Source organism: Pantoea stewartii, assembly GCF_011044475.1.
GTDB lineage: Bacteria > Pseudomonadota > Gammaproteobacteria > Enterobacterales > Enterobacteriaceae > Pantoea > Pantoea stewartii.
Map to the genome: position 1 here is coordinate 1,719,435 of NZ_CP049115.1, position 26,395 is coordinate 1,745,829.

Consider the following 26,395-nt stretch of genomic DNA (forward strand, 5'->3'; position numbering starts at 1 on the left):
GTAATTTGGTCAACTATTTAACCAAGTAATTTACTCAACTATTTAACCTGGCGTTTTACTCAACTATTCAGGGCCGTTTTGTTTCGGTCCTTTACGCTTCTCAAACGAGGCGAGCATCCCGCGCAGAATATTGAGTTCGTCGCGCTCAGGACGGGCACGCGTATACAGACGACGCAGCTTGCTCATTACCTGGCCGGGATTGGCTTCACGGATAAATCCGCTTTCCAGCATCATCTGTTCCATGTGCTGGTAGAAACGCTCCAGGTCGTCAACCAGCGGATAAGGTGATTCCTCGTACTGCGGTTTGGGACTGGCGTTGTCCTGCGCCTGCAGCCAGGCCATGCGGACTTCATAGGCAATGATCTGCACCGCCATCGCCAGGTTAAGCGAGCTGTATTCCGGGTTCGCCTGGATGGCCACATGATAATGGCACTTTTGCAATTCATCGTTAGTCAGCCCGACACGCTCACGACCAAACACCAGGGCGACGGGGGCCTGCCGGGCCTCTTCAATACTTTTCAGGCCACATTCACGTGAATCCAGCATCGGCCACGGCAGCGAGCGGGAACGTGCACTGGTGCCGACCACCAGACTGCATCCGGCAATCGCGTCATCAAGTGAGTCGACAATTTTCGCCTCGCCAATCACGTCACTGGCCCCGGCAGCCAGCGAGATAGCCTGTGAATCCGGCTTCACTAGCGGATTGACCAAATAGAGGTTAGTTAAGCCCATAGTTTTCATCGCGCGCGCGACGGAGCCCATGTTGCCGGTGTGAGAAGTTTCTACCAGTACGATACGAATATTTTGCAGCATAATTGGGATCGGTCAGAAAATGATGACGCGTACTCTAACATAAAGCAGGACATTTACCGAACACCCTGCTATACTCCGCGCCGTTTTCCCCGTTCTTTAACATCCAGCGAGAGATACCGATGCATCCAATGCTCAACATTGCCGTGCGCGCAGCGCGCAAGGCCGGAAATTTAATTGCCAAGAATTATGAAACCCCGGACGCCGTCGAAGCCAGCCAGAAAGGCAGTAACGACTTCGTAACCAATGTTGACCGCGACGCAGAACGCCTGATTATCGAAGTGATTCGTAAATCCTACCCGAAGCACACCATTATTACTGAAGAGAGTGGTGAACTTGAAGGTGAAGATCAGGACATTCAATGGGTAATCGATCCGCTGGATGGCACGACCAACTTTATCAAACGCCTGCCCCACTTCTCTGTTTCTATCGCCGTACGCATTAAAGGCCGTACTGAAGTGGCGGTGGTATATGATCCTATGCGTAATGAACTGTTCAGTGCCGTACGTGGCCAGGGCGCGCAGCTTAACGGCTACCGTCTGCGCGGCAGCATCGCTCGCGATCTGGATGGCACCATTCTGGCGACCGGTTTCCCGTTCAAGCTGAAACAGCACGCGCCGGCTTACATGAACATCATGACCAAACTGTTCACACAGTGTGCGGACTTCCGTCGTACCGGCTCTGCCGCACTGGACCTGGCCTATGTTGCCGCAGGTCGTGTGGATGGCTATTTTGAAATCGGTCTGAAACCGTGGGATTTTGCCGCGGGTGAACTGCTGGTGCGTGAAGCGGGCGGACTGGTTACTGACTTCACCGGCAATCATGGTTACCTGCATTCAGGTAACATTGTGGCCGGTAATCCTCGTGTGGTTAAAGCGCTGCTGTCGTCCATGCGCGATGAACTGAGCGAAGCGCTGAAGCGCTAAAGAAAAAGGCGGCACATTCTGTGCCGCCTTTTTTAACGCCTTTCGGTTAGCGACGTTCGTTCGCCAACACCTGACGTGGCTGAGTACGACGTCCCACCATGCCCATCACGCCTGCCAGGACTGCTTCAATAATCAGGATAAAGAAGGCGTACCAGCTGGCTTTAGCTGTCGCTTTAGCCGCCTGCTCACCGGCTTCACGGGCTTTCTGCTCAGCCTGCTGTTTCAGCTCCTGATATTTCTGCATAGCCTGCTGATAGCTCTGCTCTGCCTGATTAACGATCTGCTCTGCTTCCTGATCGCTTTTGCCGGTGCGCGCTTTAATAATATTTTTCAACGCCTCACGATCGGCTGCCTGTAATGTATCAGCATGACGATCAATAACGCCTTTAAACCAGTTAGCTAAATCCGTGTCTGCGGTTTGCGGATGATTAGCGGTGTTATTTGCCTGGTTCTCTGCATTCTGCGCTTCATTATTCGCATCCTGCTTCAGTTTTTCAGGTTGTAATTCAGACTTGCCTGTTTGACGCAGCGTCGTTTCCAGCTCACGCTGCATGTCATTTAAATTAATATTGTTTTCCTGCAGCTTGTCTTTTGCCATTTGGGTAACAGATGGCGCAGCGGCTGAAATACCCTGACCGACAGCCTGGAAGCCCGTGCCCAGAATGTTCATCGCACCGCCTAATACGCTACTGGCAAGACTGATGGCTAAATAAATCGTTATCACCGTGCTTATGCCAAACATCAGTAACCCATGCAGCGCGCCTTCGCGCTGTGCCAGACGTCCGGCAACATAGGCGCCCGCGACGATGGCGAGAAGCATTTCAATCGCCGTCCACACCAGCGCACCGGTGCCCAGATGTTTAAACGGATTGCCTTCCTGCAGGGGATCAATAGTCGTCGCGCCGATAGCTGTTCCCAGCAGAGTTAATAATATGTGAATTATCAGTGCGCAAATAACACCGGCAAAAACGGCACTCCATGAAATACGTTTTAGGGGCAAACCCGCTGTTCCAGTTACCAGCGGATCGGTGTAGCCATTATTAATACGGGTATCAGCCATGAGATATTTTCCTCGCAAAGCACGGAATCGTTCCGTTTTTATTCATCCCATTATTGGGAGGTGATTTAACTATTAACAGCGTAGACAGTGAAAACAAATTTCACCACTAAACAGTCAGCAGAAAAATAAAAAATAGTGAGGAATATATTGCAGAATGAGCAGCGAAAAACGCTTTTCGCTGCTATAGAAATCAGAAAGGCCGGATGCCGCCCGCCAACCCCGGCTGAGCAGATTGCCATAACGCACAGCCCGCAACGATCAACATGACGCTACCCAGCAAAGCCAACAGAGGCAACAGGCTGCGTGCGCGATCGCTTATGTGGCTGTTTGCACTCAGCCGTTGCGCCAGCGAACGCGAGCGCTGCACCAGCAGACCAATCGCCGAAATGGTCAGGGCCGTTCCCATCGCCATCACCGCCGCCGAGAGGACGCCCCAGAGGTAAACGCCAATCACCTTAGCAAACAGCAGCATCATAATGGCTCCTGAACAGGGCCGCAGCCCCATCGACAGAACCACCAGTAACTGGGTTTTCACGTTAACGGCACCGGCTACCTGCTGTGCACTGGGCAGATGAGCATGACCGCAGCCGCACTGATCATCATGATGATGGTGTGGATGCAGAGCACGAATGTTCATCGCCGGTTTCGGTCGGAACAGGCGCCACAGAGAGTTGACCGCCCGATAACCTGTCCAGATTCCCAGGGCAATCACCAGAAGATAACTGCCCTTCTCCAGCCAGAAACTGCTCAGATGCAACTGGCGTGATGAGGTGTGCAATACCACCAGCATCAGGGTTACCAGAACAATCGCGACTGAACCCTGTAACAGCGATGCCAGCAGCGTCAGCTTCATGCTGGTTTTCAGTTTTGCCGGATGAGTGGCCAGGAAAGTGGTGATAACAACCTTACCGTGCCCAGGTCCTAACGCATGCAGGATGCCGTACACCAGACTAAACGCCAGTAATGACAGGCCAGCCCGGTGCGGATGTTCGGCGACCTGTTGCAGGAGCTGCGTCATCTCGCGATTGAGAATTTTTTGCCAGAGCACACTTTGCAGCAGAATTTGCGGCCAGTACAGCCAGATCGCGCTGACCGCCGTCACCAGCCCGACCATGAATACTGCCAGTGGCCACAGCCGTTTTTTGGGCCGCGCTATGGTCGTCAGTGACATGTCAGAATCACCGTTTGCGCGAACTGCCTGCCCAGATCCATCTCTTCGGGTGGCGCATCGGCCTTGTCGAGCGATAAGGCATACTGCTTCAACGAGTCATTCGGCTTTGGCGTATGCAAGGTGAAGGCGCAGCGTGACTGCAACGCTGGCGGCACGGTTAAGGCGTCAGGCTTGTCATAGAACATGTCGACGAAATACGTGGGATCGAAGGTGAGAATCTCAAAGCGCTGACCGGTTAATGTGGGTGGCTCGGCCAGCGGCAACACAAACTCCAGCACCGCTTTGTTGCCACTGCGTGACAGATTGTATTCTTTTGGTAGATTCAAGAACTTCACCCGCTGCTTGTTATGCCAGATTTCAGAAAAATAATGTTGTCCCAGCACATTCGCCATCACGCCGGCTGCCAGTTTTTTCCAGACCACGGTGCCCGGTTTCGCATCGCTCGCGTCGTAAAGAAGATCGGCGGAGGTAATTTCATCCATGGTCCAGATCATTTTCAGGCCCGTAAACCGATCGCCGTCAGCAACCAGTTCCGTTTTCATATCAATAAAGCTGTGAGGATGTGCCAGTGCTGACGAACTTATCAGGGTTAGCAGTGCGAAAAACATGCGTTTCATAATGTTATAAAGTAACGTTCCTGATAAAAAGGTTTCATAAGTAACAAAATTTTGTGACCCGCCTTAAACCTCTGAACAAAAAACCGGGTAAACCCTTCACCGGTCAGGGCAGTTGACTATTCTTAGCTAAAAATAGCCAGCGGGAATATTGATTGATGAGTTCTGCTACATCTTCAGCACCACTCTTCACCGTTTCTCAGCGTCGCTGCCACCTGTTGTTATTGCTGTTTCTGCCCACTCCCGTGCTGACGCTCACGCGGTTAAGCCTGCTTAACGGCGTGGATGCTGCCACCGCCAGGCAAGATATTGCCGCCGTGGGTGATGAGATACAGCGCTATCATCAACTGGAACTTCACCAAATGGTGGATGGCAGCTTGCGCATTCATGGTACAGAGCTGGACAGACGAATTTGTCTTATACATAACCTGCGGCGCAGTTTGCGTCTGTCGCAGACGTTTGTCTGTGAGCATTTTGCGACACCGCTTCGCCAGCGCCTTAAGCAAATGAAAATTGAGAAGGCGCTCTACGATGAAACCAATCTACAGGCACTCATCCAGCACTGCAGCCTGTGCCTTGATCGCCCTTTCAGTACACGCGATCACCTCTTTTTACAAATATTTATGAAATACGGCCTGTGCCAGCGCCAGCCTGCCCTCTTTACTGCACAACAGCAGGCCTGGCTGGCGATGAAGGCGGAGCGCCGCGCGGCCACTGATGTCATTCGTCACTGGAAAAAACGGTGCCATCTCGCACCGGATGCGAGTGAAACCGACTTCTGGACATTACTGTTCAGCCTCATCCACGCGCCGCATCCGGACGCCATCCGTCACGCCAGTGAACAGCGGCTCATGCGCGCCACGCATCAGCTGATCGATGACTTCGAGGCTTCGTCAGGCGCCCCTTTTCCTGAACGTGCCGAACTCCAGCAGCAACTGTATACGCACCTGGCGCAGGCGCTGGATCGCACTTACTTTACTATTGGCATTGATGACAGTGTGGCACAAGACGTAACCAGGCTTTATCCGCGCCTGCTGCGAACCACTCAGCAGGCGCTGGTGGCGTTTGAGCAGGAATACGCGATTTGTTTTAAACCGGAAGAAGTCAGTCTGATAACCATTATTTTTGGTGCCTGGCTGATGCAGAGCAGCGCCCTTCAGGAAAAACAGGTGCTGCTCCTGACCGGTGACGATCCGGCGCTGGAACAGGACGTTGAGCAGCAGATCCGGGAAATCACCTTATTACCCGTTAATATCACCTATCAGCATGTGGATGACTTTCAGCGCGACGGCGCGCCGCGCGAAGTTGATTTGATCATCTCGCCTTACGTCACCTCCCTGCCGCTGTTTTCGCCCCCGCTGATCCATGCAGAATTGCCGTTGACCGAATATCATCAGCAACGCATTCGCTATTTGCTGGAGTCCTGACGCGGGCGCAGAAACAGCGCAGGCAGCGCCACCAGCGCCATCACCCAAAACAGCTGTCCATGAAGATGGGTAAACAGCACGCCACAAATCATCGTCATCACGGCGATACCGCCGCCCATCGCCAGCGCCGAATAGAGCGACTGCAACCGAATCACCTCCGCACCCTGCCGTGAAGCAATGAAACGCATGGCTGCCAGATGGCAGACCGTAAACGTACCGCAGTGGAGAATTTGCGCCACAATCAACACCGGCAGTGCCGTGCTGGCCCCCAGCAGGCTCCAGCGAATTAACGCGCAAACGCCGGAAAGCAGCAGTAAATCGCGCGCCTGCCAGCGGTGAAACAGACGGTGACTCAGCGCAAAGATCACAATTTCTGCCACCACGCCAAGCGACCACAGATAACCAATGCGCGAGGCGGAATAGCCACTTTCCTGCCACCAGATCGCGCTGAAGCCGTAATAGGCCGCATGCGCTCCCTGCAGCAGGGTGACGCACACCATGAAACGCCAGACCGCGTTTTCCCGTATCAGATCGCGCCAGGCCTGCCAGCCACCGCTGACGTTGCTCTTGCGTTCGCTGCCCTGAGGGTGTGTTTGCGGCGTCAGCAACATGCCCGCCAGCATACTTATGACGCCCGCTGACAGCAGCATTAAAATCGCCTGGGATGAAAAAGCCGTCACCAGCATACCGGTCAACGACGAACTGATGACGAAGGCCAGAGAACCCCAGAGGCGCACCGGCCCGTAGGCCAGACCAATTTGTTGCGTCCAGGTCGCCGCCAGCGCATCACTTAAAGGCACCAGCGGGGAGAAAAACAGATTAAAGCCGGTCATCACTAACAGCAGCCACAACCACTGTTGTCCAGTCCAGTATCCCACGGCAAAAAGACAGGTCAGCAGCGCCAGCAGCCGCAACGCCGTAATCAGTTGAGAAGGATGTTTAACCTGCGAGGCGATGAACAAACTTCCTACAAAACGCGCCACCATGCCGCAGCCAAGCAGCAGGCCAATTTGTTCGGGGTTCAGTCCCACGCCTTTTAGCCAGACGCCCCAGAAAGGCAGGTAAATACCGTAACAAAAAAAGTAGGTGAAATAGCTTAATCCAAGCCATCTGGCGGAGCCGATTGCCATGTTCCCTCCAGCAATAGTGTGACCGGTCGTGTTAAGAGGCCGATACTTTGTCAGAGCCACGTGAGACGGGCAATAAAAAAGGATGGCCGGGGCCATCCTTTTTCCACTGTTGACTCACCTGACGGGATCAGGCGTAAACCGGCAGGCGCGCACAGATATCCAGCACTTTTTGCTTCGTGCGTTCAATCGTGGCTTCGTCGTTCACATCGTCCAGCACGTCAGCAATCCAGCCGGCCAGTTCACGCACGTCCGCTTCTTTAAAGCCACGACGCGTGACCGCTGGGGTACCGATACGTACACCGGAGGTGACAAACGGGCTTTTCGGATCGTTCGGCACGCTGTTTTTGTTCACGGTGATATTGGCACGGCCCAGTGCCGCATCCGCTTCTTTACCGGTCAGGTTTTTGCTCACCAGATCAATCAGGAACAGGTGGTTGTAAGTGCCGCCTGACACGATGTTATAACCGCGTTCCAGTAAGACCTCGACCATCGCTTTCGCGTTTTTTGCCACCTGCTGCTGGTAGGTTTTGAACTCGGGTTCCATCGCTTCTTTGAACGCCACGGCTTTACCCGCAATGACGTGCATCAGCGGGCCGCCCTGGCCGCCAGGGAAAACCGCAGAGTTAAGCTTTTTGTACAGTTCTTCGTCGCCACCTTTCGCCAGAATGATGCCGCCACGCGGACCGGCCAGCGTTTTGTGGGTTGTAGAAGTCACAACGTGCGCGTGCGGTAAAGGGTTCGGGTAAACGTCAGCCGCAATCAGACCCGCAACGTGCGCCATATCCACAAACAACCAGGCACCAACGCTGTCTGCGATTTCGCGCATTTTGGCCCAGTCGCAAATACCCGAGTACGCAGAGAAACCGCCAATGATCATCTTAGGCTGGTGCGTTTTTGCCAGCTCAGCCAGTTCGTTGTAGTCAATTTTACCGGTTTCATCGATACCGTAAGGCACGACATTGTAGAGTTTGCCCGACAGGTTAACAGGCGAACCGTGCGTCAGATGACCACCGTGCGCGAGGTTCATACCCAGAATGGTATCGCCTGGCTGCAGCAGGGCGGTAAACACAGCAAAGTTAGCCTGTGAACCTGAGTGCGGCTGTACGTTGGCATAATCTGCACCAAACAGCGCTTTCGCACGATCGATAGCCAGCTGCTCAACAATATCTACATACTCGCAGCCGCCGTAATAACGTTTGCCAGGATAGCCTTCAGCATATTTATTGGTGAGCTGTGAACCTTGCGCCTGCATTACACGCGGGCTGGTGTAGTTTTCAGAAGCAATCAGTTCAATGTGCTCTTCCTGACGCACTTTCTCTTGCTCCATCGCCTGCCACAACTCGGCATCATAATCGGCAATGTTCATTTCACGCTTTAACATCCGCATCTCCTGACTGGCTATCTTTAAATCGGCAAATTACGCCCCCAAAGGGCGAAGGCAGACAGTGTAAACCCTTTTACCAGGGGACGGTAGGGCCAATCCCCTCTTTTTACGCAAACGTTTGGCTTCGCATTGGCGATGTGTTTTTGGCTCGCTTTGCAAGCGGTTTCCCGCTGTTTTTCCCCGCACCCTGTAACGGAAATTTTCCATTTATCCGTCTGAAAATTTGCCGCTCAGTCTTCCTGTAAACCACAACGCTATTTACAGAACAAAACACCCGGCTATAAGATGCATTTAAAATGCAACTTTAAGTAAGGTATTCCCATGCTTGATGCCCAGACGATTCACATTGTGAAATCCACCCTTCCCGCGATTGCGGCATGCGGCCCCGATCTGACGGCCCATTTTTACGGTCAGATGCTCTCTCATCATCCAGAGTTAAAGCATGTCTTTAACAGGGCTAACCAGCGCAATGGCGCACAGCGTGAAGCGCTGTTTAATGCGATTTGCGCCTACGGGGCCAATCTGGACAATTTGACGGCGCTACGGCCAGCCGTCGAAAAAATTGCCCAAAAGCACGCCAGCCTGACTATCCAGCCTGAGCAATATAAAATTGTGGGTGAGTATTTACTCGCCTCTATCGACGCCATGCTGAATCCTGGCGAAGCGGTGCTCGCCGCCTGGAGACGCGCCTACACAGTGCTGGCCGATATCTTTATCCAGCGTGAAGAAGCCCTTTATCAGGCATCGGCACACCAGCAAGGCGGCTGGCGCGGCACGAGAGCCTTCTTCATCAGCGCGATTGAGCAACAAAGTGACGTGATCAAAAGCGTTACCCTCGCTCCTGTTGATGGTAAATCCATTGCGTCCTTCAGGCCGGGGCAGTATGTGTCACTGCATCTGCAGCCAGCGGGCTTCCGTTATCAGCAAATTCGTCAGTACTCACTCACCACCGTCAGCAATGCGCAGACCTACCGAATTGCGGTAAAACAGGAAGCCGGGGGAAGAGTCTCAGGCTGGCTGCATCAACAGGCCAAAGCAGGCGATGAGATTCAGCTGACGCCTCCACACGGGGATTTTTTTCTCCAGGCAAGTCCGACGACGCCGGTCACGTTGATTTCAGCGGGCGTAGGGCAAACGCCGATGCTGGCCATGCTGCATGCGCTGGCTGCCCGGCAGCACCCGGCAGCGGTCAACTGGTTACATGCCGCTGAAAACGGCCAGCAGCATGCCTTTGCAGATGAAGTGCGCGCGGCCGGTGCCCTGTTGCCTGATTTTGCCCAACATATCTGGTATCGCGAGCCAAATCAGGGCGATGCAGGTCGTTATGATGCGCAAGGCCTTATGGATCTGGCGAGCGTTTCACCACGTCTGCAGGAGGTGAATACCCACTTCTATCTTTGTGGGCCGCTGGGCTTTATGCAGTTCGTCATTCAGCAGCTGCTGGCGGTCGGCGTGACGGCGGACAGGATTCACTATGAGGTGTTTGGTCCGCATAAAGTGATGTAATAATAAAAAAGCCCGCGACAGGCGGGCTTTCGACAAGGACACGATTAAATCGCTTCCTCGTCTTCTTCACCGGTACGGATACGCACTACGCGAGCGACATCGAAAACAAAGATCTTGCCGTCGCCAATTTTGCCGGTTTGCGCGGTGCGCATGATGGTTTCGACGCAGGTGTCCACGATATCATCGCCTACCACCATTTCAATTTTTACCTTCGGCAGAAAGTCCACCATATATTCTGCCCCACGGTAGAGTTCCGTGTGCCCTTTCTGACGGCCAAAGCCTTTCACTTCGCTTACGGTCATCCCGGTGATGCCGACTTCAGCAAGCGCTTCGCGCACATCATCAAGTTTGAATGGTTTAATTATTGCATCGATCTTTTTCATGTCAGACCCTTTCCTCGCGCCCTCCGTGGTCAGAGGGATTTTTTAAGTATAAATGTCGCTGGCCATGCTGCAGGCTGGTGCGGCAGAAAATTACTCTTTAAAGTCACTGGCGTCCAGTTCGTGACGTGACAGCAGCTTATAGAATTCAGTACGGTTACGTCCAGCCAGACGCGCCGCGTTGGTCACATTTCCTTTGGTCATCTGCAACAGCTTGCGCAGGTAATTGAGTTCAAACTGATTACGCGCCTCGACAAAGGTTGGTAATGCGCTGTTTTCGCCGCTCAGTGCCTGCTCTACCAGCGCATCGCTGATCACCGGCGAGGAACTGAGCGCCACGCACTGTTCAATCACATTCACTAACTGACGCACGTTACCAGGCCAGCTGGCGGAGATCAGGCGCTTCATCGCATCCACCGAAAAACTGCGCACCTGCGGTTTGTGACGGTCCGCGGCCTGGCGCAGCAGATGATTAGCCAGCAGCGGAATATCCTCGGTACGTTGATGCAGCGCCGGTATTTTCAGGTTAACGACGTTCAGGCGATAAAAGAGATCTTCACGGAATTCGTTTTTCTCCATCGCTTTCGGTAAATCCCGGTGCGTGGCGGAGATAATCCGCACATTGATATCAATATCGTTGTTGCTGCCAAGCGGCCGGACTTTACGCTCCTGTATGACCCGCAGCAGTTTAACCTGCAGCGCGGGCGGCATATCGCCAATTTCGTCCAGAAACAGCGTCCCGCCTTCGGCCGCTTTAAACAGGCCGTCGCGCGCGCTGACCGCACCGGTAAAGGCACCTTTCGCGTGACCAAATAACTCCGATTCCAGCAACTGCTCGGGCAAGGCACCACAGTTGATCGCGATGAACGGCTTGTCGGCGCGCGGACTGGCCGCATGGATAGCCTGCGCCAGCACCTCTTTACCCGTCCCGCTTTGCCCGTTGATCAGCACGCTGACATCCGACTGAGCAACCATGTGCGCCTGTTCAAGTAAGCGCAGCATCTGAGGATTGCGTGTTACGATGGCTTCCCGCCAGCGGTCGTCGCTGACCGGGACGCGCTGCGCGAGCGCTTCATCGATTGCCTTATAAAGCGCATCGCGATCGACCGGTTTGGTTAAAAAGCTAAATACGCCCTGCTGGGTTGCCGCGACGGCCTCTGGAATCGAACCGTGTGCGGTTAAAATGATGACCGGCAAGCCCATATGCCGTTTCTGGATTTCGCCAAAAAGCGCCAGGCCGTCCATCTCATCCATGCGCAAATCGCTTATCACCAGATCGATTTTCTCTTTCTGCAACAGCCGAAGCGCGTCAGGCCCACTGGCTGCGGTGGTCACCTGATAGCCTTCGCTGCTCAGCCGCATCCCTAACAGTTTCAGCAGGCTGGGATCATCATCCACCAGCAGCAGATGTGCCGCATGTTTTATCATTACTGCTCTTCCTCTTGTGGCAACGCCGTTCCATGACTGCCTTCTGGCATCTCTGAGGTTTTGCGCGACGAAAGCTGGCGTTCGATATCGGTTAACCGCTCCAGCTTGCTTTGCGTATCGCTTAACTGCTGCCGTAATTTTATCTGCTGCTGACGCAGCGCATCCGTCTGCGCATCGCTGCTCTGCTGCAGATGGACGTACCGCGAACGTAGCGCACTTAAATCCAGCTGTGCCGCCTGGTTACTGCGCCAGAGCTGGATGAGTGCCCGCAGGTTTTGCGGGAACTGCTCACTGTAGCTGTCCAGCTCGGTGATATAGTCGCGCCGTTCCAGTGGCGTTACGTTGCCATTTGCCATGAGTACGCCCTGTTTAAAGGCTCGCGACCAGCTGTCTACTGGCCAGCGGTGCGCCTCGGCGCGGGCTTCCGCGGGCGAAAGTCGTTCGGCGCAGTCAATACTGCGCATCCAGTAAAGGGGATTGGCAAGCGCGGCAGTATTTTCAATATGCCAGATATCGCTACAGCGGGTTGTCAGATAATCCACCAGGCGCGTTTCAGGCACCGCGACAGAGTTTGGTGCGGGCTGGGATGCCGAGGTCGCCGGTGAGGAGGCACAGCCGCTGAGCATCAGGGTGCTCAGTGCGCTTATAAGAATCGCGGCAAAAAATTTCATACTTCAGACTTTCCCGGCGGTGGTATTCAGTTCAATGCGAAAACAAACATCCGCGTCATCGCGGCTGACCAGTTGCAGGTTGCCGTGCATACGGCGCAGACAATCCTTTGCGATACTTAACCCCAGTCCACTGCCTTTAACCGGCCCTTTGCGCTGATGGCTGCCCTGAAAAAAGGGCTCAAAGATCATTGCCTGCTCATGATCGGGAATGGGCGTACCGCTGTTAGCGACCTCAATGATGACTGTATCGCCCTGCTGCTGGCTACGAAGCCAGATGTTACCGGATTCATTGCCATAGTTCACGGCGTTAGAGTAGAGGTTATCAATCACGCTCATTAATAGCATAGGCTCAGCCAGGCAATCTGTGGCCTTCAGATCGATCTCAACGTGCATCTGTTTGTTACGCGCCGAAAGGGCGTGGGCATTCACAACGTCATGCACGATATCGTCCAGTTTGATCGCCTCAAGCGTGATTGGCCCATCAGCGAGCCTGCGGTTGTAGTCGAGCAATTGTTCAATCAGGTGCTGCAAATGACGGCTGCTGGTATCGAGTATGGAGACGATTTCTTTCTGCTCCGGATTTAGCACGCCCGCGACTTCATCCGCCAAAAGCGCCGTGCCTTCACGCAAACTGGCCAGCGGGGTTTTCAGTTCGTGTGAAAGGTGGCGTAAAAATTCGTGTCGCTGAGATTCAAGCCAGTGCAGCCGCTCGCTCAGCCAGACAATACGTTGCCCCAGCGAACGCAATTCCCGTGGCCCCCGAAACACCATGCTGCTGCCCAGTTCCCGCCCTTCGCCAAGGCGGTTAATCATCCGTTCGACACTTTTGACCGGACCGATGATCATGCGGGTAAACAGCAGCGTGAGTGTCAGGCTGATAATGAACAGAATCAGCGCCTGCCAGCCAAAGAACTGACCGCGATCGGCGATTTCGCGCTGAAGCTGTAAGCCGCGGGCGAATACCACCTCCCGCGTGTCGTGCACCAGTTGTGCGTTGGTTGCGGAAAAACGGTCAAGCGCCTGCGCAGCACTGCCCATCGGATTACCGTTCTGGCACTGCAGGGTTTCCAACAGCGGCAGCGTGTCCCGTAGCGTCTTAAAAGCCGGTAAATCGGGCAGATTATCAGCATGGGAGCTGAGCATCTGGCTGTAACGAATCCGCTGCGTCTGATACAGCTTCGCCAGCGAGGCATCACCCAGTACGCAATACTGACGATAGCTGCGCTCCAGCTCAATGGCGGTTCGTGCCATGGCTTCGCTGCGCCGGACATCGGTAAAGGTGTTGCGGTTAGTGTCCGCCGCCTGATTGCTGAGTGCGGAGAGGCTTTCCCATGCCTGCCAGGCCAATACCAGTAAGGGCAGGAGCACCAGCAAAAAGGCCATCAGCACCAGCTGACGCAGAGATTGGGGGAAAAAACGCCATTTTTTCACGCGACGGCTTCCATAAAGATACGCTTACCGGATGCTAGCGGAGTCGGCCCGGAGAAGGAAGAGGCAGAAAAGAAAACGGCAGACCATCTGGCCTGCCGCAGACGCGCCGCCTTAGCCGCGCGTGAGAATGGGTGGAGCCTAACTCAACGTTACGTCCGATGCTTGATAACGATGCAATGCATACGATTATCGGTGTGGTGGACGGCAGGCTCCGTTTGGTGCGTCATTCGGGCTTTATGAGCTCTGACCGCAGTGCGGTGGCATTCATAAACAAGTGAATGAGCAGCGCGATAATTATAGCAAAGATCATGCCAATATTAAAAGCCCCTTTCTGTTCAGGCTCTTGCAGGTAAGCGAGCAGTGAAAACGGCCCGTTCAGACCATCTGGTCTGGCAAATGTGTCGCCAAATGCCAACACATTTTCATCGTACCTCTGCCGTATAATAAAATCATAGAGATAGATGTCACCAATCAGCGACAACAAAAGGTGACGGCTGTCTCCTTTTGCCAACATCTCGTGCCCATAAAAAAAGGGAGGCACCTGGCCTCCCCATTTTTTACGGCAATTAACCCAGTTGTTTGCGCGCGTTACGGAAAATGCGCATCCATGGGCTGTCTTCCCCCCACTCCGCCGGATGCCAGGAGTTGCTGACCGTACGGAAAACACGCTCAGGATGCGGCATCATAATGGTGACGCGCCCGCTTTCGTTGGTCACGGCAGTGATGCCATTTGGCGAACCGTTCGGGTTGGCCGGATAGGTTTCCGTCACCTTACCGCTATTGTCCACAAAGCGCAGCGCCACCAGCCCTTTGGATTCCAGCGCCGCCAGGTGAGCACCATCGCGCACTTCTACAAAACCTTCTCCGTGTGATACCGCAACAGGCATCCGCGAACCCGCCATGCCATCCAGCAGTAATGACGGGCTGGCGGCCACTTCAACCAGGCTGAAGCGCGCTTCAAAGCGCTCAGACTGATTACGCACGAAGCGCGGCCACAGTTCGCTGCCAGGAATCAGCTCGCGCAGGTTGGACATCATCTGGCAACCGTTGCAAACACCCAGCGCCAGCGTTTGCGGACGATGGAAGAAGGCTTCGAACTGATCGCGCACACGCGGGTTGAACAGGATAGATTTCGCCCAGCCCTCACCGGCTCCCAGTACGTCACCGTAAGAGAAGCCACCACAGGCCACTAACGCCTGGAAACGTTCCAGATCGATGCGTCCTGCCAGCAGATCGCTCATATGAACGTCCACGGCGGTAAAGCCTGCGCGGTCAAAGGCTGCGGCCATTTCCACATGAGAGTTAACACCCTGCTCACGCAGCACGGCCACGCGCGGACGGGCACCTGTCGCAATCATCGGCGCGGCAACGTCCTCTTCCGGCCTGAAGGTCAGGCTGACGTTAAGACCCGGATCGTTGTCGTCCTGTTTTGCCTGATGTTCCTGATCAGCACAGGCCGGGTTATCACGCAGACGCTGCATCTGCCAGGTGGTTTCCGCCCACCAGGTACGCAGCGTGGTGCGACTTTCGCTGTACACAGCACTGTCGCCTGAACGAATCACGAAGCGATCGCCCGGCTGTGCGCTGCCCAGCACATGACTGCACTGCGCCAGTCCATGTTGAGCCAGAATCTGCTCGACACCTTCACGATCGGCGGCCTTGATCTGAATGACTGCGCCCAGTTCCTCAGTAAACAGCGCCGCCAGCGCATCACTGCCCAGCGCCGCGATATCAACATCTACACCGCAGTGACCGGTAAAGGCCATTTCTGCCAGCGTGACCAGCAGGCCCCCATCGGAACGGTCATGGTAGGCCAATAGTTTCTGTTGGCTGACCAGCGCCTGCATCGCATTAAAGAAGCCTGCCAGTTGCTGTGCATCACGTACATCGGCAGGCTTGTCGCCCAGTTGACGATACACCTGCGCCAGCGCGGTTGCGCCCAGGGTATTGGCACCGTTACCCAGATCGATCAGCAGAAGCAGGTTGTCCTGATCCGCCATCAGTTGAGGCGTCACGTTGCGACGAACATCTTCGACACGAGCAAAGGCGGTAATCACCAGCGACAGCGGCGACGTCATTTCGCGTTGTTCAGTGCCTTCCTGCCAGCGGGTTTTCATCGACATGGAGTCTTTACCCACCGGGATAGTAATGCCCAGTGCCGGACACAGCTCCTCACCGACAGCTTTCACGGCGTCATACAGGCCCGCATCTTCGCCCGGATGACCCGCGGCTGACATCCAGTTTGCCGAGAGTTTCACACGCTTCAATGACCCCACGGGCGTGGCGGCCAGGTTTGTCAGCGCTTCACCAACAGCCAGTCGTGCTGAGGCGGCAAAGTCGAGCAGCGCCACCGGCGCGCGTTCACCCAGAGCGAACGCTTCACCATGATAGCTGTCGAGGCTGGCGGTCGTGACCGCACAATTGGCTACCGGGATCTGCCAGGGTCCTACCATCTGATCCCGTGCCACCATGCCGGTCACACTGCGATCGCCGATGGTGATCAGAAAGGTTTTTTCCGCCACGGTCGGTAAGTGCAGAACGCGATTCACCGCCTCCGTTAAGACGATGCCATCACGGTGTAACGGTGTGCCCTGCGCCTGCTGTTTGACGACATCGCGTGTCATTTTCGGGGTTTTCCCCAACAGCACATCCAGCGGCATATCAATTGGGCTGTTATCAAAGTGGCTGTCGTTGAGCGTCAGATGCTGCTCTTCTGTGGCTTCACCGATAACCGCAAAAGGCGCGCGCTCACGCTCGCAAATCGCCGCAAATTCAGCCAGCTTTTCGGGTGCCACCGCCATGACGTAACGCTCTTGCGATTCATTACACCAGACTTCCAGCGGGCTCATCCCTGGCTCATCGCTGAGGATATCACGCAGGTTGAAACGCCCACCGCGCCCGCCATCGCTGACCAGCTCAGGCATGGCGTTCGACAGCCCGCCCGCACCGACATCGTGGATAAACAGAATCGGGTTGTCGTCGCCTAACTGCCAGCAGCGGTCAATCACTTCCTGGCAACGCCGTTCCATTTCCGGGTTATCACGCTGTACGGAGGCAAAGTCGAGATCAGCGTCAGACTGGCCCGATGCCATAGATGAGGCCGCCCCGCCGCCCAGACCGATATTCATTGCCGGGCCGCCCAGTACGATCAGCTTTGCCCCGACAGTAATCTCGCCTTTCTGGACGTGATCGGCACGGATGTTCCCGATGCCACCCGCCAGCATAATCGGCTTGTGGTAACCGCGCAGTTCGGTGCCGTTGTGGCTGTTGACCTGTTCTTCATAGGTACGGAAATAGCCATTCAATGCAGGACGGCCAAACTCGTTGTTAAACGCCGCGCCGCCCAGAGGGCCTTCAGTCATAATGTCCAGTGCGCTGACGATGCGCGCGGGCTTGCCAAAATCCTCTTCCCACGGCTGCTCAAAGCCCGGAATACGCAGGTTCGACACCGAGAAGCCGACCAGACCGGCTTTCGGCTTCGCGCCTCGTCCGGTCGCCCCTTCGTCACGAATTTCGCCGCCGGAGCCGGTTGCCGCGCCAGGCCACGGCGAAATCGCCGTAGGATGGTTATGCGTTTCGACCTTCATCAGAATATGCGCCGCTTCCTGGTGGTAGCCATATTCCCCGTTTTCGGCATCCGCAAAGAAGCGTCCTACTTCAGAGCCTTCCATCACCGCCGCATTGTCTTTATAAGCCGACAGGACATAATCCGGCGTTTGCTCAAAGGTGTTCTTAATCATTTTAAACAGCGATTTTGGCTGTTTTTCGCCGTCAATAATCCAGTCGGCGTTAAAAATCTTGTGACGACAGTGCTCGGAGTTCGCCTGAGCAAACATATAGAGTTCGATGTCGTTAGGGTTACGGCCCAGCTTCGTAAAGGCTGCCAGAAGGTAGTCAATTTCGTCGTCTGCCAGCGCCAGGCCCAGCGATGTATTGGCATGAACCAGTGCCTGACGGCCTTCACCCAACACATCAACGCTTTTGACCGGTTGAGGTTCGTGGTGGGCAAACAGTTGTTCGGCCTGATGGAGGTCGCTGTACACCGTTTCCATCATGCGGTCATGCAGCAGCGCTGACAGCGTTTGCCACTGGGTTTCCGTCAACTGGGGTGCCTGAACATAAAACGCCAGACCGCGCTCCAGTCGACGGACCTGTGACAGATCACAGTTATGCGCAATATCTGTCGCTTTTGAAGACCATGGCGAAATGGTGCCTGGACGTGGCGTGACCAGCAGCAAACGCCCTTGTGGCGCATGTTCAGCGAGAGAAGGACCGTACTTGAGCAGGCGCTGCAGACGGGATTTTTCATCCTCACTCAACGGCGCGCTGACATCGGCAAAATGGACGTACTCAGCGTAAATATCACTCACCGGCAGATGAGCGTCCTGAAAGCGGGCCAGCAGTTTGTTTACACGAAATGCCGACAGGGCGGGCGAACCACGCAGAATTTCCATCATAAGATCTCTCGTCTTTGAAACGCCGGGTGCGACGCTTCATTGGGCGCAACAGGGGGAAAACGGGGCGTATTATAGAGAAAGCCACTCCGCGACGAAACCGTTTGCGCAAAATTTATGGCCAACAAGATTTGGCTGATAATTGCGCAAAAATTGCTTTATAAGTTGCTCTGCCTCAGTTTGTTGCGCAAAATGCCCCTCGCTCTGGGAGTTAAAACAAAATCAATACTGCCTTAAAAGACAGAGGCCTTGGAGCCATCGAGAGATAACTATTTGAAACGCCTGAAATTAAATTATCTGTTTATCGGTCTGCTCACCGTGCTGTTAGCACTGGCACTGTGGCCGTCCATTCCCTGGCATGGGAGCGGGCAGGATACGATTTCACAGATTAAATCACGGGGAGTGCTACGGGTCAGTACCGTAAACTCACCGTTGACTTACTACACCGTGAATAAAGCACCGGCCGGGATGGATTACGAGCTGGCGAAGCGTTTCGCCCGTTATCTGGGCGTCAGGCTGGAAATCACGGTGCGCGCGAATATCAGCGACCTGTTTGATGCGCTTGACGACGGCAAAGCCGATTTGCTGGCCGCAGGCCTTATCTATAATAATGAGCGACTGAACCGCTATCAGACGGGCCCCAGCTATTACAGCGTTTCCCAGCAGTTGGTTTATCGTGTGGATAAAACTCGCCCGAAAAACCTGGGCGATTTAAAGGGACGGCTCGTCGTTGCCTCCGGATCGGCTTATCTGTCTACACTCAAGAGCGCCAGAGCGGATCACTATCCCGACCTTGACTGGGCTATCTCGACCGATCAAAGCCCGAAAGCGCTACTTGAGGCCGTCGCCGAGGGCAAGCTGGATTATACGATTGGCGATTCCGTCACCATCGCACTGCTTCAGCGCATCCATCCACAACTGGCGGTCGCCTTTGACGTCACGGATGAAGAGCCGGTGACGTGGTATATGCCCCGCGAAAGCGACGACAGCCTGAACGCGGCCATGCTGGATTTCTTTAATGGCATGGGCGAAGAAGGCGCAATGGCGCGGCTGGAAGAGAAATACCTCGGGCACGTTGGCACCTTTGATTATGTGGATACGCGCACCTTCCTGCGTGCGATTGATACGGTTCTGCCTGATATCAAACCGTTATTTGAGAAATACGCCAGTAATATCGACTGGCGTTTGCTGGCCGCTATCTCCTATCAGGAATCACACTGGAATCCGCAGGCGACATCACCGACCGGCGTGCGCGGCATGATGATGCTGACGCGCAATACTGCCGACAGCGTGGAAGTGGGCGATCGAACCGATCCTGAGCAAAGTATTCGCGGCGGCAGCCAGTATCTGCAAAATATGATGGATAAAGTCCCGCAGTCCATTCCGGAAGACGAACGTATCTGGTTTGCGCTGGCCGCCTACAACATGGGTTATGCTCATATGCTGGATGCCCGTAAGCTCACGGCAAAACAGGGTGGCAACCCGGACAGTTGGGCTGATGTGAAACTGCGCCTGCCGATGCTGAGCCAGAAGCGTTATTACGCGCAAACGACCTACGGCTACGCGCGGGGCCAGGAAGCGTATAACTACGTGGAAAATATTCGTAAATATGAGATTAGCCTGGTGGGCTATTTGCAGGAGCAGGAAAAGCGCCTTGCCCAGCAGGCCGCGCTGGAAGCGGAGATGGGCAAAGGCTATCCTGCCGTTTCGCCACAAGTGGCAATGAATTAGCTTTCGCGCTGCGCCTGTCGCAGCGCTTTTTGTTGCTGACGACGCATGCGGAAAAAGTCGCTCAGCAGCGCCGCGCACGCGTCTTCCAGCACGCCGTGATCTAACCTTACCTGATGGTTCATCCCCGGATGGCCCAGCACGTCAATCAGCGAACCGGCTGCGCCGGTTTTCACATCGTGCGCGCCATAAACCAGACGACCTATCCGGCTATGCACCATCGAGCCGGCGCACATGACGCACGGCTCCAGCGTCACATAAAGCGTGGTATCCAGCAGACGGTAATTTTCCAGTACTTTCCCGCCCTGACGAAGCGCCATAATCTCTGCGTGCGCGGTGGGATCATGCTGACCGATAGGCCGGTTCCAGCCTTCGCCAATGACGCGGTCGCCGTGAACCAGGACGGCGCCTACCGGCACCTCGCCCTCATCCCATGCGCGTTGCGCCAGCGTCAGCGCCCGGCGCATCCAGTATTCATCTTGTTCTTGTGTCACACGAACCACTCCCGGCAGCAAAAAGCGGCGCATTATACCGGGCATGCCGGCAAAACCGAAGCACAGTACAGGTTATTCTAACTGCTGCAATTCACCCGCCGGCGTGACGCGCCAGCGGTGCTGACAAAAGAACAATAACGGGTTGTCCTGCTTGCTGTCGCTGTAACCACTATAGAGTTGCAGTGGTGTGCCGATTTGCTCTTCTAACTGCACCACTTTTTCGTGTCCCAGACAGCGCAATTTCAGTACGCGCCCACCCAGGCCGCGCTGCATCTGGCTGGCAATCAACTTTACTCTGGGCAGAAACGCCGAATCGTAATAGACCTGCTCCACCAGCGACTGCGGCGAGCCCGTAATCAGCCACACATCCGCATCATCGCTGCTGAGGTACTCGCTGAGACGCTTCTGCACCACCGGAAACGCTTTCACGCGCTGGCGAAACCACTGAGCAAACTCGGCCTCCAGTCGTAACAGGGTGGTTTCAGATCGGCCAAAGGTGATTGACCAGAGTAACAGGCTCATCGGCCAGCGGGCCGCACGCCCTTTGAACAGCAGCCCTGCGCCGACGACGGGCAGCAAAGGCACGACCAGTAGCAGATTCAGGGGCTTGCGGCGCAGCAAATAGCGCATGAAAGTGCCAAACATATCCTGTTGGTGCAATGTGCCATCAAGGTCGAAAAACACCACGCGACGTTGTCTCTCGTTGGTCAAACAGCTCTCCTTTTTAACGAATATGCATCAACAGCCTCTATTGTAGTCATCTTCGCGCAGCGAGGCGATGACTGTCATTTTTTATTCCAGTGGCTACAATGCTTTTAGAATCATTTATTCCTTGCGGACGCACCGCTACATCATGAGGACTGGGCATGAGTTCATTGCTGCGCATTCGCCAGCTTTATCCTTCACTGGCGCTGAACGAACGCCGGCTGGCGGATTTTTTACTGTCACAACCGGATCGGGCACGGCATTTAAGTTCACAAAAGCTGGCAGAAGAAGCTGGCGTCAGTCAGTCCAGCGTCGTTAAGTTTGCGCAAAAACTGGGATACAAAGGTTTTCCGGCACTCAAGCTGGCACTGAGCGAATCGCTGGCCGATAAAGATGCCATCACCGTGCATAATCAGATCCTCAGTGACGATCCCCTTAAGGCTGTGGGTGAAAAATTACTGACAGAAAAGCTGTCGGCCATTCGCGCGACCCTGGATATCAATAGCGAAGAGAAGCTGAATGCCGTCTTGCAGCTGCTTAAGCGCGCACGCCGTATTTTACTGGTCGGAATCGGCGCATCCGGCCTGGTGGCAAAGGATTTTTCCTGGAAGCTGATGAAGATTGGCATCAATGCCGTCGCGGAGCAGGACATGCACGCGCTGCTGGCCAGCGTACAGGCCATGTCATCCGGCGATGTGCTGCTGGCGATCTCTTACACGGGTGAACGTCGTGAGATTAACCTGGCCGCGCAGGAAGCAGTGCGGGTGGGCGCGGACGTGCTGGCCTTTACCGGCTTCACGCCTAACACTTTGCAGCAGTGCGCCACGCACTGCCTGTACACCGTTGCAGAAGAACAGAGTACGCGCAGCGCCGCGATCTCCTCGACTACCGCCCAGCTGGCGTTAACGGACCTGCTCTTTATGGCGCTGGTACAGAACGATCCTGAGCGCGCGTCCAGCCATATTCGCCACAGCGAGGCGCTGGTGAAGAAGCTGATTTAGGAAGAAGGGAAAACGCATCTGATATTGCGATTGTTGCAAAGTACAATGAAGGAAGCCAGCGATATCGCTGGCTTCTAAAACTGAATTGAGTATTAGCTGTGTATTAAGGCCGACTAACTACTGCTTATATCTTGCGTAGAAATAGGCAAGTATTGCCCCATACCTGTGCTGGCTGAGTCGACTGCAGCCTGATTTTTTGCAACGAGATAAAAGGTATCAACAGATTTTTTTGTTGCATGCTCAGCGGAGTAGAGAGCGAATTTAACCACTTTCTTGCCACCGTCATACTTACATTCCATGTCCCAGCTCAATGCCGTTCCGGGCGCAGCTTTACATTTACCCTTACCATAGCTGTATTGCAGGAAGTTATTCGTTTTATTTTCTGCTGCTGTAACGAAATCAGGCCGAGATCCACCCGCGGATAAGCTTCCATAAGCGGTTGTTGCAGCCAGAACAGCCACGCCGGCTATCAAAAAAATTCTTTTTTTCACCTGACACAATCCATCGATATTATTGATGAATGCATATTATCGGAAAACTCTTAATCACGCACCTGATCTCTGTCATTTTTATGACAAAATATTTCTATCACCCCTTTTTTCTGCATAATCCTTACAATTCTCGCTGTGGTGGTTTTTTCTACACGCGGCGCTGTCCCCGCACGTGTATCGCTGAATTTGCTAAAAGTTATACTTTTATGCTTACTCTCCATGAAGACTATATAGAGTTAAATTATCGAATAATCAGTAAGTAACGAACATTAATGGTGCGTATCACTTTTTTTAGTTATTCGCATCATGTTTGACGTTGAAAGAATATGCTACTGTCAGCCGACTCCGCATGACCTTTAACATTCCAACTTTATGTTAATGACCAGCCAGGCTTGCAATTTGAAAGTTACAAAAGTCGTCTAAGGGTTCGACATATCTCATCAGGAATATTTACTACCGCAACAGATTATGTCGCCAAAACGACAAAAAGTATTTATCGATTGGGAAACCGCGATGTCTTTACTGATTACAGAACGATGCATTAACTGCGATATGTGTGAACCCGAATGCCCGAACCAGGCTATTTCGATGGGTGAGATGATTTATGAGATTGAGGTGAGCCGCTGTACCGAATGTGTGGGACATTATGATGTGCCGACCTGCCAGCGGGTTTGCCCTATTGATAACACCATTGTGACGGATCCCCAGCACATCGAATCACGCGATGCGCTGTGGGATAAGTTTGTTGCCCTGCACGGTTAGCTTTCGATAATGACCGTAGCACAGGCATAGTGGCGCTCGTCGGCCAGGGTGACATGGACATGCTGTACACCCAGCCGCTGCGCCACCTCAGCAGCATGATCGAAAAAACGCAGGAGCGGTTTACCCAGCGCATCGTTGTAAACTTCAAACTGATTGAATGCCAGTCCGCCGCGAATGCCGGTGCCAAACGCTTTGGCTGCCGCTTCTTTAACGGCGAAACGTTTAGCCAGAAAACGCACCGGCTGACGATGCTGCTGATACTGCTGCCATTCGGCCTCACTCAGCACGCGACGCGCCAGTCGATCGCCAGAGCGAGAAATCACATCGGCAATCCGCTCTATTTCGACGATATCGCTGCCCAGTCCCAGAATAGCCATTAGCGACGCGCTTCTCGCAGCAGCTGTTTCATGGCTTTGACGGCGTCAGGCAGGCCGCTCATCACCGCCCGACCAATGATCGCATGACCGATGTTCAGCTCATGCATTTCCGGCAGCGCGGCAATCGGCAGGACGTTGTGGTAAGTCAGACCGTGACCGGCGTTAACTTTTAATCCGCGGCTGGCCGCAAAGGTGGCCGCCTGACGAATCCGGGCCAGCTCAGCGTCGCGTGCCGGGCCTTCAGGGGCTTCAGCATAGGCACCGGTATGAATTTCAATATAAGGCGCGCCGCTGGTGACAGCCGCTTCGATTTGCCGGTGATCGGGATCGATAAACAGGGATACCAAAATGCCCGCCTCACTGAGTTTTTTTACCGCGGCATTAAGTTTTTCCTGTTGTCCGGCGACATCCAGTCCGCCTTCGGTGGTCACTTCCTCACGCTTTTCCGGCACCAGGCAGCAGAAGTGCGGTTTGATATCACACGCGATGTTCAGCATCTCATCGGTGACCGCCATTTCGAGATTCATCCGCGTTTCGATGGTATCACGCAGAATACGCACGTCGCGGTCGGTAATGTGGCGGCGATCTTCCCGCAGGTGCACCGTGATCCCATCCGCGCCCGCCTGTTCGGCGATAAAGGCCGCCTGGACCGGATCAGGGTAATGGGTGCCACGCGCGTTGCGGACGGTAGCAATGTGGTCGATGTTAACGCCTAACAGTAACTCAGCCATGACAATCCTCGGTTCATTATGGTCATTGTATGGAGTGTAACGCGCCGTGATGCGATTCCGCTACGACCCGCATCAGGGCTCGCCGGCAATATCGGGCTTTTTTTTCGGTGTAAACTGACGGAAAAGCTCCTGACTTTTTAACGGTTTGCCCCCCAGATAGGGTTTTAGCGCCATGCGGGTAAAGCGCTTCGCCGCGCGCAGGGCATCCGCATCGGGAAATTCACGCGTGGAGAGCGCCTGCAGGTGTTTACCTGTAAAGCTGCGCTGATTGAGCACCAGACTGGCGATGAAGCCCTTCTCTTCCCGGTAGCTGTAGGTCATGTCTTCACTGACCGGTTCACCACTGCCTGCGCAGTGCAGGAAATCCACGCCATAGCCAAGGTGCCCCAACAGCGCCAGCTCGAAACGACGCAGTGCAGGTTCGGGTGAACCCTCGGCGGCGGCCAGCGTCTGGATACATTGCAGATAGTCAAAAAACAGGTCGGAAAAGGGGATGTGCTGTTCGAGTACCCGAGACAACAGCTCGTTGACGTACAGGCCGCAGTAAAGCGTGATACCACTGAGGGGGAGAGCAAGCGAAACCGCTTCGGCATTGCGCAGCGTTTTCACCTCACCACGGCCGCTCCAGCGCACCAGCAGCGGGGTAAAAGGCTGAAGTGTGCCTTTTAACTGAGAACGCCGTGATCGTGCTCCTTTTGCCAGGACACGAACACGGCCTTCACTTTCACTAAACAGGTCAAGCAGCAGACTGGTTTCGCTGAAAGGACGACTATGCAGCACAAAGGCGCGTTGCCAGCCTTCCATTTATTCAGAGATCGTCTGTGTAACCCAGACTACGCAGCGCACGTTCGTCATCTGCCCAGCCGGATTTAACTTTAACCCACAGTTCGAGATGCACTTTGGCATCGAACATCTCTTCCATGTCCTTACGCGCTTCAATACCAATGGTTTTGATTTTGGCGCCTTTATTGCCAATCACCATTTTTTTCTGCCCTTCGCGCTCGACCAGAATCAAACCGTTGATGTCATAACCGCCACGCGCGTTAGACACAAACTGTTCGATTTCGACTGTGACCGAGTAAGGCAGTTCCGCACCGAGGAAACGCATCAGCTTTTCACGGATAATTTCGGATGCCATAAAGCGCTGTGAGCGATCGGTAATGTAATCTTCCGGGAAGTGATGGTCAGATTCCGGCAGATGCTTGCGGGCGATGGCGGCGATAGTGTCGACATTTTTACCGCTTTCGGCCGAAACCGGCACGATATCAATAAAGTTCATCTGCTCGCTGAGGAACTGCAGATGCGGTAACAGGACGCTTTTATCCTGGATGTTGTCGATTTTATTGATCGCCAGCAGAACCGGCACTTTGCCATCGCGCAACTTGTTTAACACCATCTCGTCGTCGGGCGTCCAGCGCGTGCCTTCAACCACAAAGATGATCAGTTCAACGTCACCGATAGAACTGCTGGCCGCACGGTTCATCAGGCGGTTGATCGCTCGCTTCTCTTCCATATGCAGGCCGGGCGTATCCACGTAAATCGCCTGATAAGCGCCTTCCGTATGGATGCCCATAATGCGGTGACGGGTGGTTTGCGGCTTACGCGACGTAATTGAAACCTTCTGCCCCAGTAACTGGTTCAGTAAGGTGGATTTACCGACGTTAGGCCGGCCAACTATCGCGACAAAGCCGCTGTATGTAACATTTTCGCTCAT

General features: G+C 54.3%; 25 protein-coding genes. 6 read left to right on the forward strand and 19 right to left on the reverse strand.

Annotation, left to right across the window (positions count from 1 at the left end; genetic code table 11):
• Positions 1–63 precede the first annotated feature (63 nt).
• Complete coding sequence (trmJ, locus tag G5574_RS08140; RefSeq protein WP_006120638.1) at positions 64–813, reverse strand: tRNA (cytosine(32)/uridine(32)-2'-O)-methyltransferase TrmJ; 750 nt, start codon at positions 811–813, stop codon at positions 64–66.
• A gap of 119 nt (positions 814–932) precedes the next feature.
• On the opposite strand from trmJ, the gene suhB reads away from it, so the two are divergent.
• Positions 933–1,736 carry an inositol-1-monophosphatase gene (gene suhB / locus G5574_RS08145; protein ID WP_006120639.1) on the forward strand — a complete coding sequence of 268 codons (804 nt, stop codon included), beginning with the start codon at positions 933–935 and terminating at the stop codon, positions 1,734–1,736.
• Positions 1,737–1,782: 46 nt separating this feature from the next.
• Here the strand turns inward: suhB and G5574_RS08150 are convergent, their stop codons facing one another.
• The 3 genes from G5574_RS08150 to G5574_RS08160 all read right to left on the reverse strand — a co-directional run bounded on the left by G5574_RS08150 (position 1,783) and on the right by G5574_RS08160 (position 4,584).
• Positions 1,783–2,796, reverse strand: a complete 1,014-nt coding sequence (locus tag G5574_RS08150; RefSeq protein WP_164482462.1) for a hypothetical protein — start codon at positions 2,794–2,796, stop codon at positions 1,783–1,785.
• 190 nt (positions 2,797–2,986) lie between these two features.
• Entirely contained in the window at positions 2,987–3,967 is a 981-nt protein-coding gene (locus G5574_RS08155; protein WP_039340000.1) for a nickel/cobalt transporter, read from the reverse strand.
• Positions 3,958–4,584: a DUF1007 family protein gene (locus tag G5574_RS08160; protein WP_006120642.1), complete on the reverse strand. Its 627-nt coding sequence runs from the start codon at positions 4,582–4,584 to the stop codon at positions 3,958–3,960. The genes G5574_RS08155 and G5574_RS08160 overlap by 10 nt, the downstream gene beginning before the upstream one ends.
• Before the next feature lie 155 nt (positions 4,585–4,739).
• Between G5574_RS08160 and csiE the strand changes: the two genes are divergently transcribed.
• The gene (csiE, locus tag G5574_RS08165; RefSeq protein ID WP_164482463.1) at positions 4,740–6,008 is read left to right on the forward strand and encodes a stationary phase inducible protein CsiE; all 1,269 of its coding nucleotides are present in this window, start codon (positions 4,740–4,742) and stop codon (positions 6,006–6,008) included.
• Here the strand turns inward: csiE and G5574_RS08170 are convergent.
• Together G5574_RS08170 and glyA are read right to left on the reverse strand one after the other, a co-directional pair.
• Positions 5,990–7,138 carry a 3-phenylpropionate MFS transporter gene (locus G5574_RS08170; protein ID WP_006120644.1) on the reverse strand — a complete coding sequence of 383 codons (1,149 nt, stop codon included), beginning with the start codon at positions 7,136–7,138 and terminating at the stop codon, positions 5,990–5,992. The genes csiE and G5574_RS08170 overlap by 19 nt on opposite strands.
• Before the next feature lie 127 nt (positions 7,139–7,265).
• Complete coding sequence (gene glyA / locus G5574_RS08175; protein WP_033740908.1) at positions 7,266–8,519, reverse strand: serine hydroxymethyltransferase; 1,254 nt, start codon at positions 8,517–8,519, stop codon at positions 7,266–7,268.
• A 324-nt stretch (positions 8,520–8,843) separates the two neighbouring features.
• On the opposite strand from glyA, the gene hmpA reads away from it, so the two are divergent.
• Positions 8,844–10,028 carry an NO-inducible flavohemoprotein gene (gene hmpA, locus G5574_RS08180; RefSeq protein WP_164482464.1) on the forward strand — a complete coding sequence of 395 codons (1,185 nt, stop codon included), beginning with the start codon at positions 8,844–8,846 and terminating at the stop codon, positions 10,026–10,028.
• A 44-nt stretch (positions 10,029–10,072) separates the two neighbouring features.
• Here the strand turns inward: hmpA and glnB are convergent, their stop codons facing one another.
• The 6 genes from glnB to purL all read right to left on the reverse strand — a co-directional run bounded on the left by glnB (position 10,073) and on the right by purL (position 18,395).
• Complete coding sequence (glnB, locus tag G5574_RS08185) at positions 10,073–10,411, reverse strand: nitrogen regulatory protein P-II (RefSeq protein WP_003848647.1); 339 nt, start codon at positions 10,409–10,411, stop codon at positions 10,073–10,075.
• A 90-nt stretch (positions 10,412–10,501) separates the two neighbouring features.
• Positions 10,502–11,836 carry a two-component system response regulator GlrR gene (glrR, locus tag G5574_RS08190; protein ID WP_006120648.1) on the reverse strand — a complete coding sequence of 445 codons (1,335 nt, stop codon included), beginning with the start codon at positions 11,834–11,836 and terminating at the stop codon, positions 10,502–10,504.
• Positions 11,836–12,507, reverse strand: a complete 672-nt coding sequence (gene qseG, locus G5574_RS08195; RefSeq protein ID WP_033740913.1) for a two-component system QseEF-associated lipoprotein QseG — start codon at positions 12,505–12,507, stop codon at positions 11,836–11,838. Before qseG ends, glrR begins: the two co-directional genes overlap by 1 nt.
• A gap of 3 nt (positions 12,508–12,510) precedes the next feature.
• A complete protein-coding gene (locus tag G5574_RS08200; protein WP_110268114.1) occupies positions 12,511–13,938 on the reverse strand; it encodes a sensor histidine kinase in 1,428 nt (475 codons plus the stop codon).
• Positions 13,939–14,161: 223 nt separating this feature from the next.
• Positions 14,162–14,452: a hypothetical protein gene (locus G5574_RS08205; protein WP_164482465.1), complete on the reverse strand. Its 291-nt coding sequence runs from the start codon at positions 14,450–14,452 to the stop codon at positions 14,162–14,164.
• Between the two features lie 52 nt (positions 14,453–14,504).
• On the reverse strand, positions 14,505–18,395 hold the full coding sequence (gene purL, locus G5574_RS08210; protein WP_054633321.1) for a phosphoribosylformylglycinamidine synthase: 3,891 nt from the start codon (positions 18,393–18,395) through the stop codon (positions 14,505–14,507).
• Between the two features lie 270 nt (positions 18,396–18,665).
• Here purL and mltF point away from each other — a divergent pair, with 270 nt between their 5' ends.
• Positions 18,666–20,123, forward strand: a complete 1,458-nt coding sequence (gene mltF / locus G5574_RS08215) for a membrane-bound lytic murein transglycosylase MltF (RefSeq protein WP_033740922.1) — start codon at positions 18,666–18,668, stop codon at positions 20,121–20,123.
• Here mltF and tadA read toward each other — a convergent pair.
• Together tadA and yfhb are read right to left on the reverse strand one after the other, a co-directional pair.
• Positions 20,120–20,614 carry a tRNA adenosine(34) deaminase TadA gene (gene tadA / locus G5574_RS08220; protein ID WP_164482466.1) on the reverse strand — a complete coding sequence of 165 codons (495 nt, stop codon included), beginning with the start codon at positions 20,612–20,614 and terminating at the stop codon, positions 20,120–20,122. The genes mltF and tadA overlap by 4 nt on opposite strands.
• A 72-nt stretch (positions 20,615–20,686) precedes the next feature.
• Positions 20,687–21,325 carry a phosphatidylglycerophosphatase C gene (yfhb, locus tag G5574_RS08225; protein WP_006120654.1) on the reverse strand — a complete coding sequence of 213 codons (639 nt, stop codon included), beginning with the start codon at positions 21,323–21,325 and terminating at the stop codon, positions 20,687–20,689.
• A 155-nt stretch (positions 21,326–21,480) separates the two neighbouring features.
• Between yfhb and G5574_RS08230 the strand changes: the two genes are divergently transcribed.
• Complete coding sequence (locus tag G5574_RS08230; RefSeq protein WP_006120655.1) at positions 21,481–22,320, forward strand: MurR/RpiR family transcriptional regulator; 840 nt, start codon at positions 21,481–21,483, stop codon at positions 22,318–22,320.
• A 113-nt stretch (positions 22,321–22,433) separates the two neighbouring features.
• Here the strand turns inward: G5574_RS08230 and G5574_RS08235 are convergent, their stop codons facing one another.
• Positions 22,434–22,811: a hypothetical protein gene (locus G5574_RS08235; RefSeq protein WP_033740924.1), complete on the reverse strand. Its 378-nt coding sequence runs from the start codon at positions 22,809–22,811 to the stop codon at positions 22,434–22,436.
• Positions 22,812–23,324: 513 nt separating this feature from the next.
• Between G5574_RS08235 and G5574_RS08240 the strand changes: the two genes are divergently transcribed.
• The gene (locus tag G5574_RS08240) at positions 23,325–23,573 is read left to right on the forward strand and encodes a YfhL family 4Fe-4S dicluster ferredoxin (protein WP_033741000.1); all 249 of its coding nucleotides are present in this window, start codon (positions 23,325–23,327) and stop codon (positions 23,571–23,573) included.
• On the opposite strand, the gene acpS is transcribed toward G5574_RS08240, so the two are convergent.
• The 4 genes from acpS to era all read right to left on the reverse strand — a co-directional run bounded on the left by acpS (position 23,570) and on the right by era (position 26,395).
• The gene (gene acpS / locus G5574_RS08245) at positions 23,570–23,950 is read right to left on the reverse strand and encodes a holo-ACP synthase (RefSeq protein WP_006120525.1); all 381 of its coding nucleotides are present in this window, start codon (positions 23,948–23,950) and stop codon (positions 23,570–23,572) included. The two genes, G5574_RS08240 and acpS, sit on opposite strands and share 4 nt — an antisense overlap.
• Positions 23,950–24,681, reverse strand: coding sequence for a pyridoxine 5'-phosphate synthase (pdxJ, locus tag G5574_RS08250; protein ID WP_033740925.1), 732 nt, complete (start codon positions 24,679–24,681; stop codon positions 23,950–23,952). The genes acpS and pdxJ overlap by 1 nt, the downstream gene beginning before the upstream one ends.
• A gap of 72 nt (positions 24,682–24,753) precedes the next feature.
• Positions 24,754–25,485, reverse strand: coding sequence for a DNA repair protein RecO (gene recO, locus G5574_RS08255; RefSeq protein ID WP_039340024.1), 732 nt, complete (start codon positions 25,483–25,485; stop codon positions 24,754–24,756).
• Positions 25,486–25,489: 4 nt separating this feature from the next.
• Positions 25,490–26,395 carry a GTPase Era gene (era, locus tag G5574_RS08260; protein ID WP_033740928.1) on the reverse strand — a complete coding sequence of 302 codons (906 nt, stop codon included), beginning with the start codon at positions 26,393–26,395 and terminating at the stop codon, positions 25,490–25,492.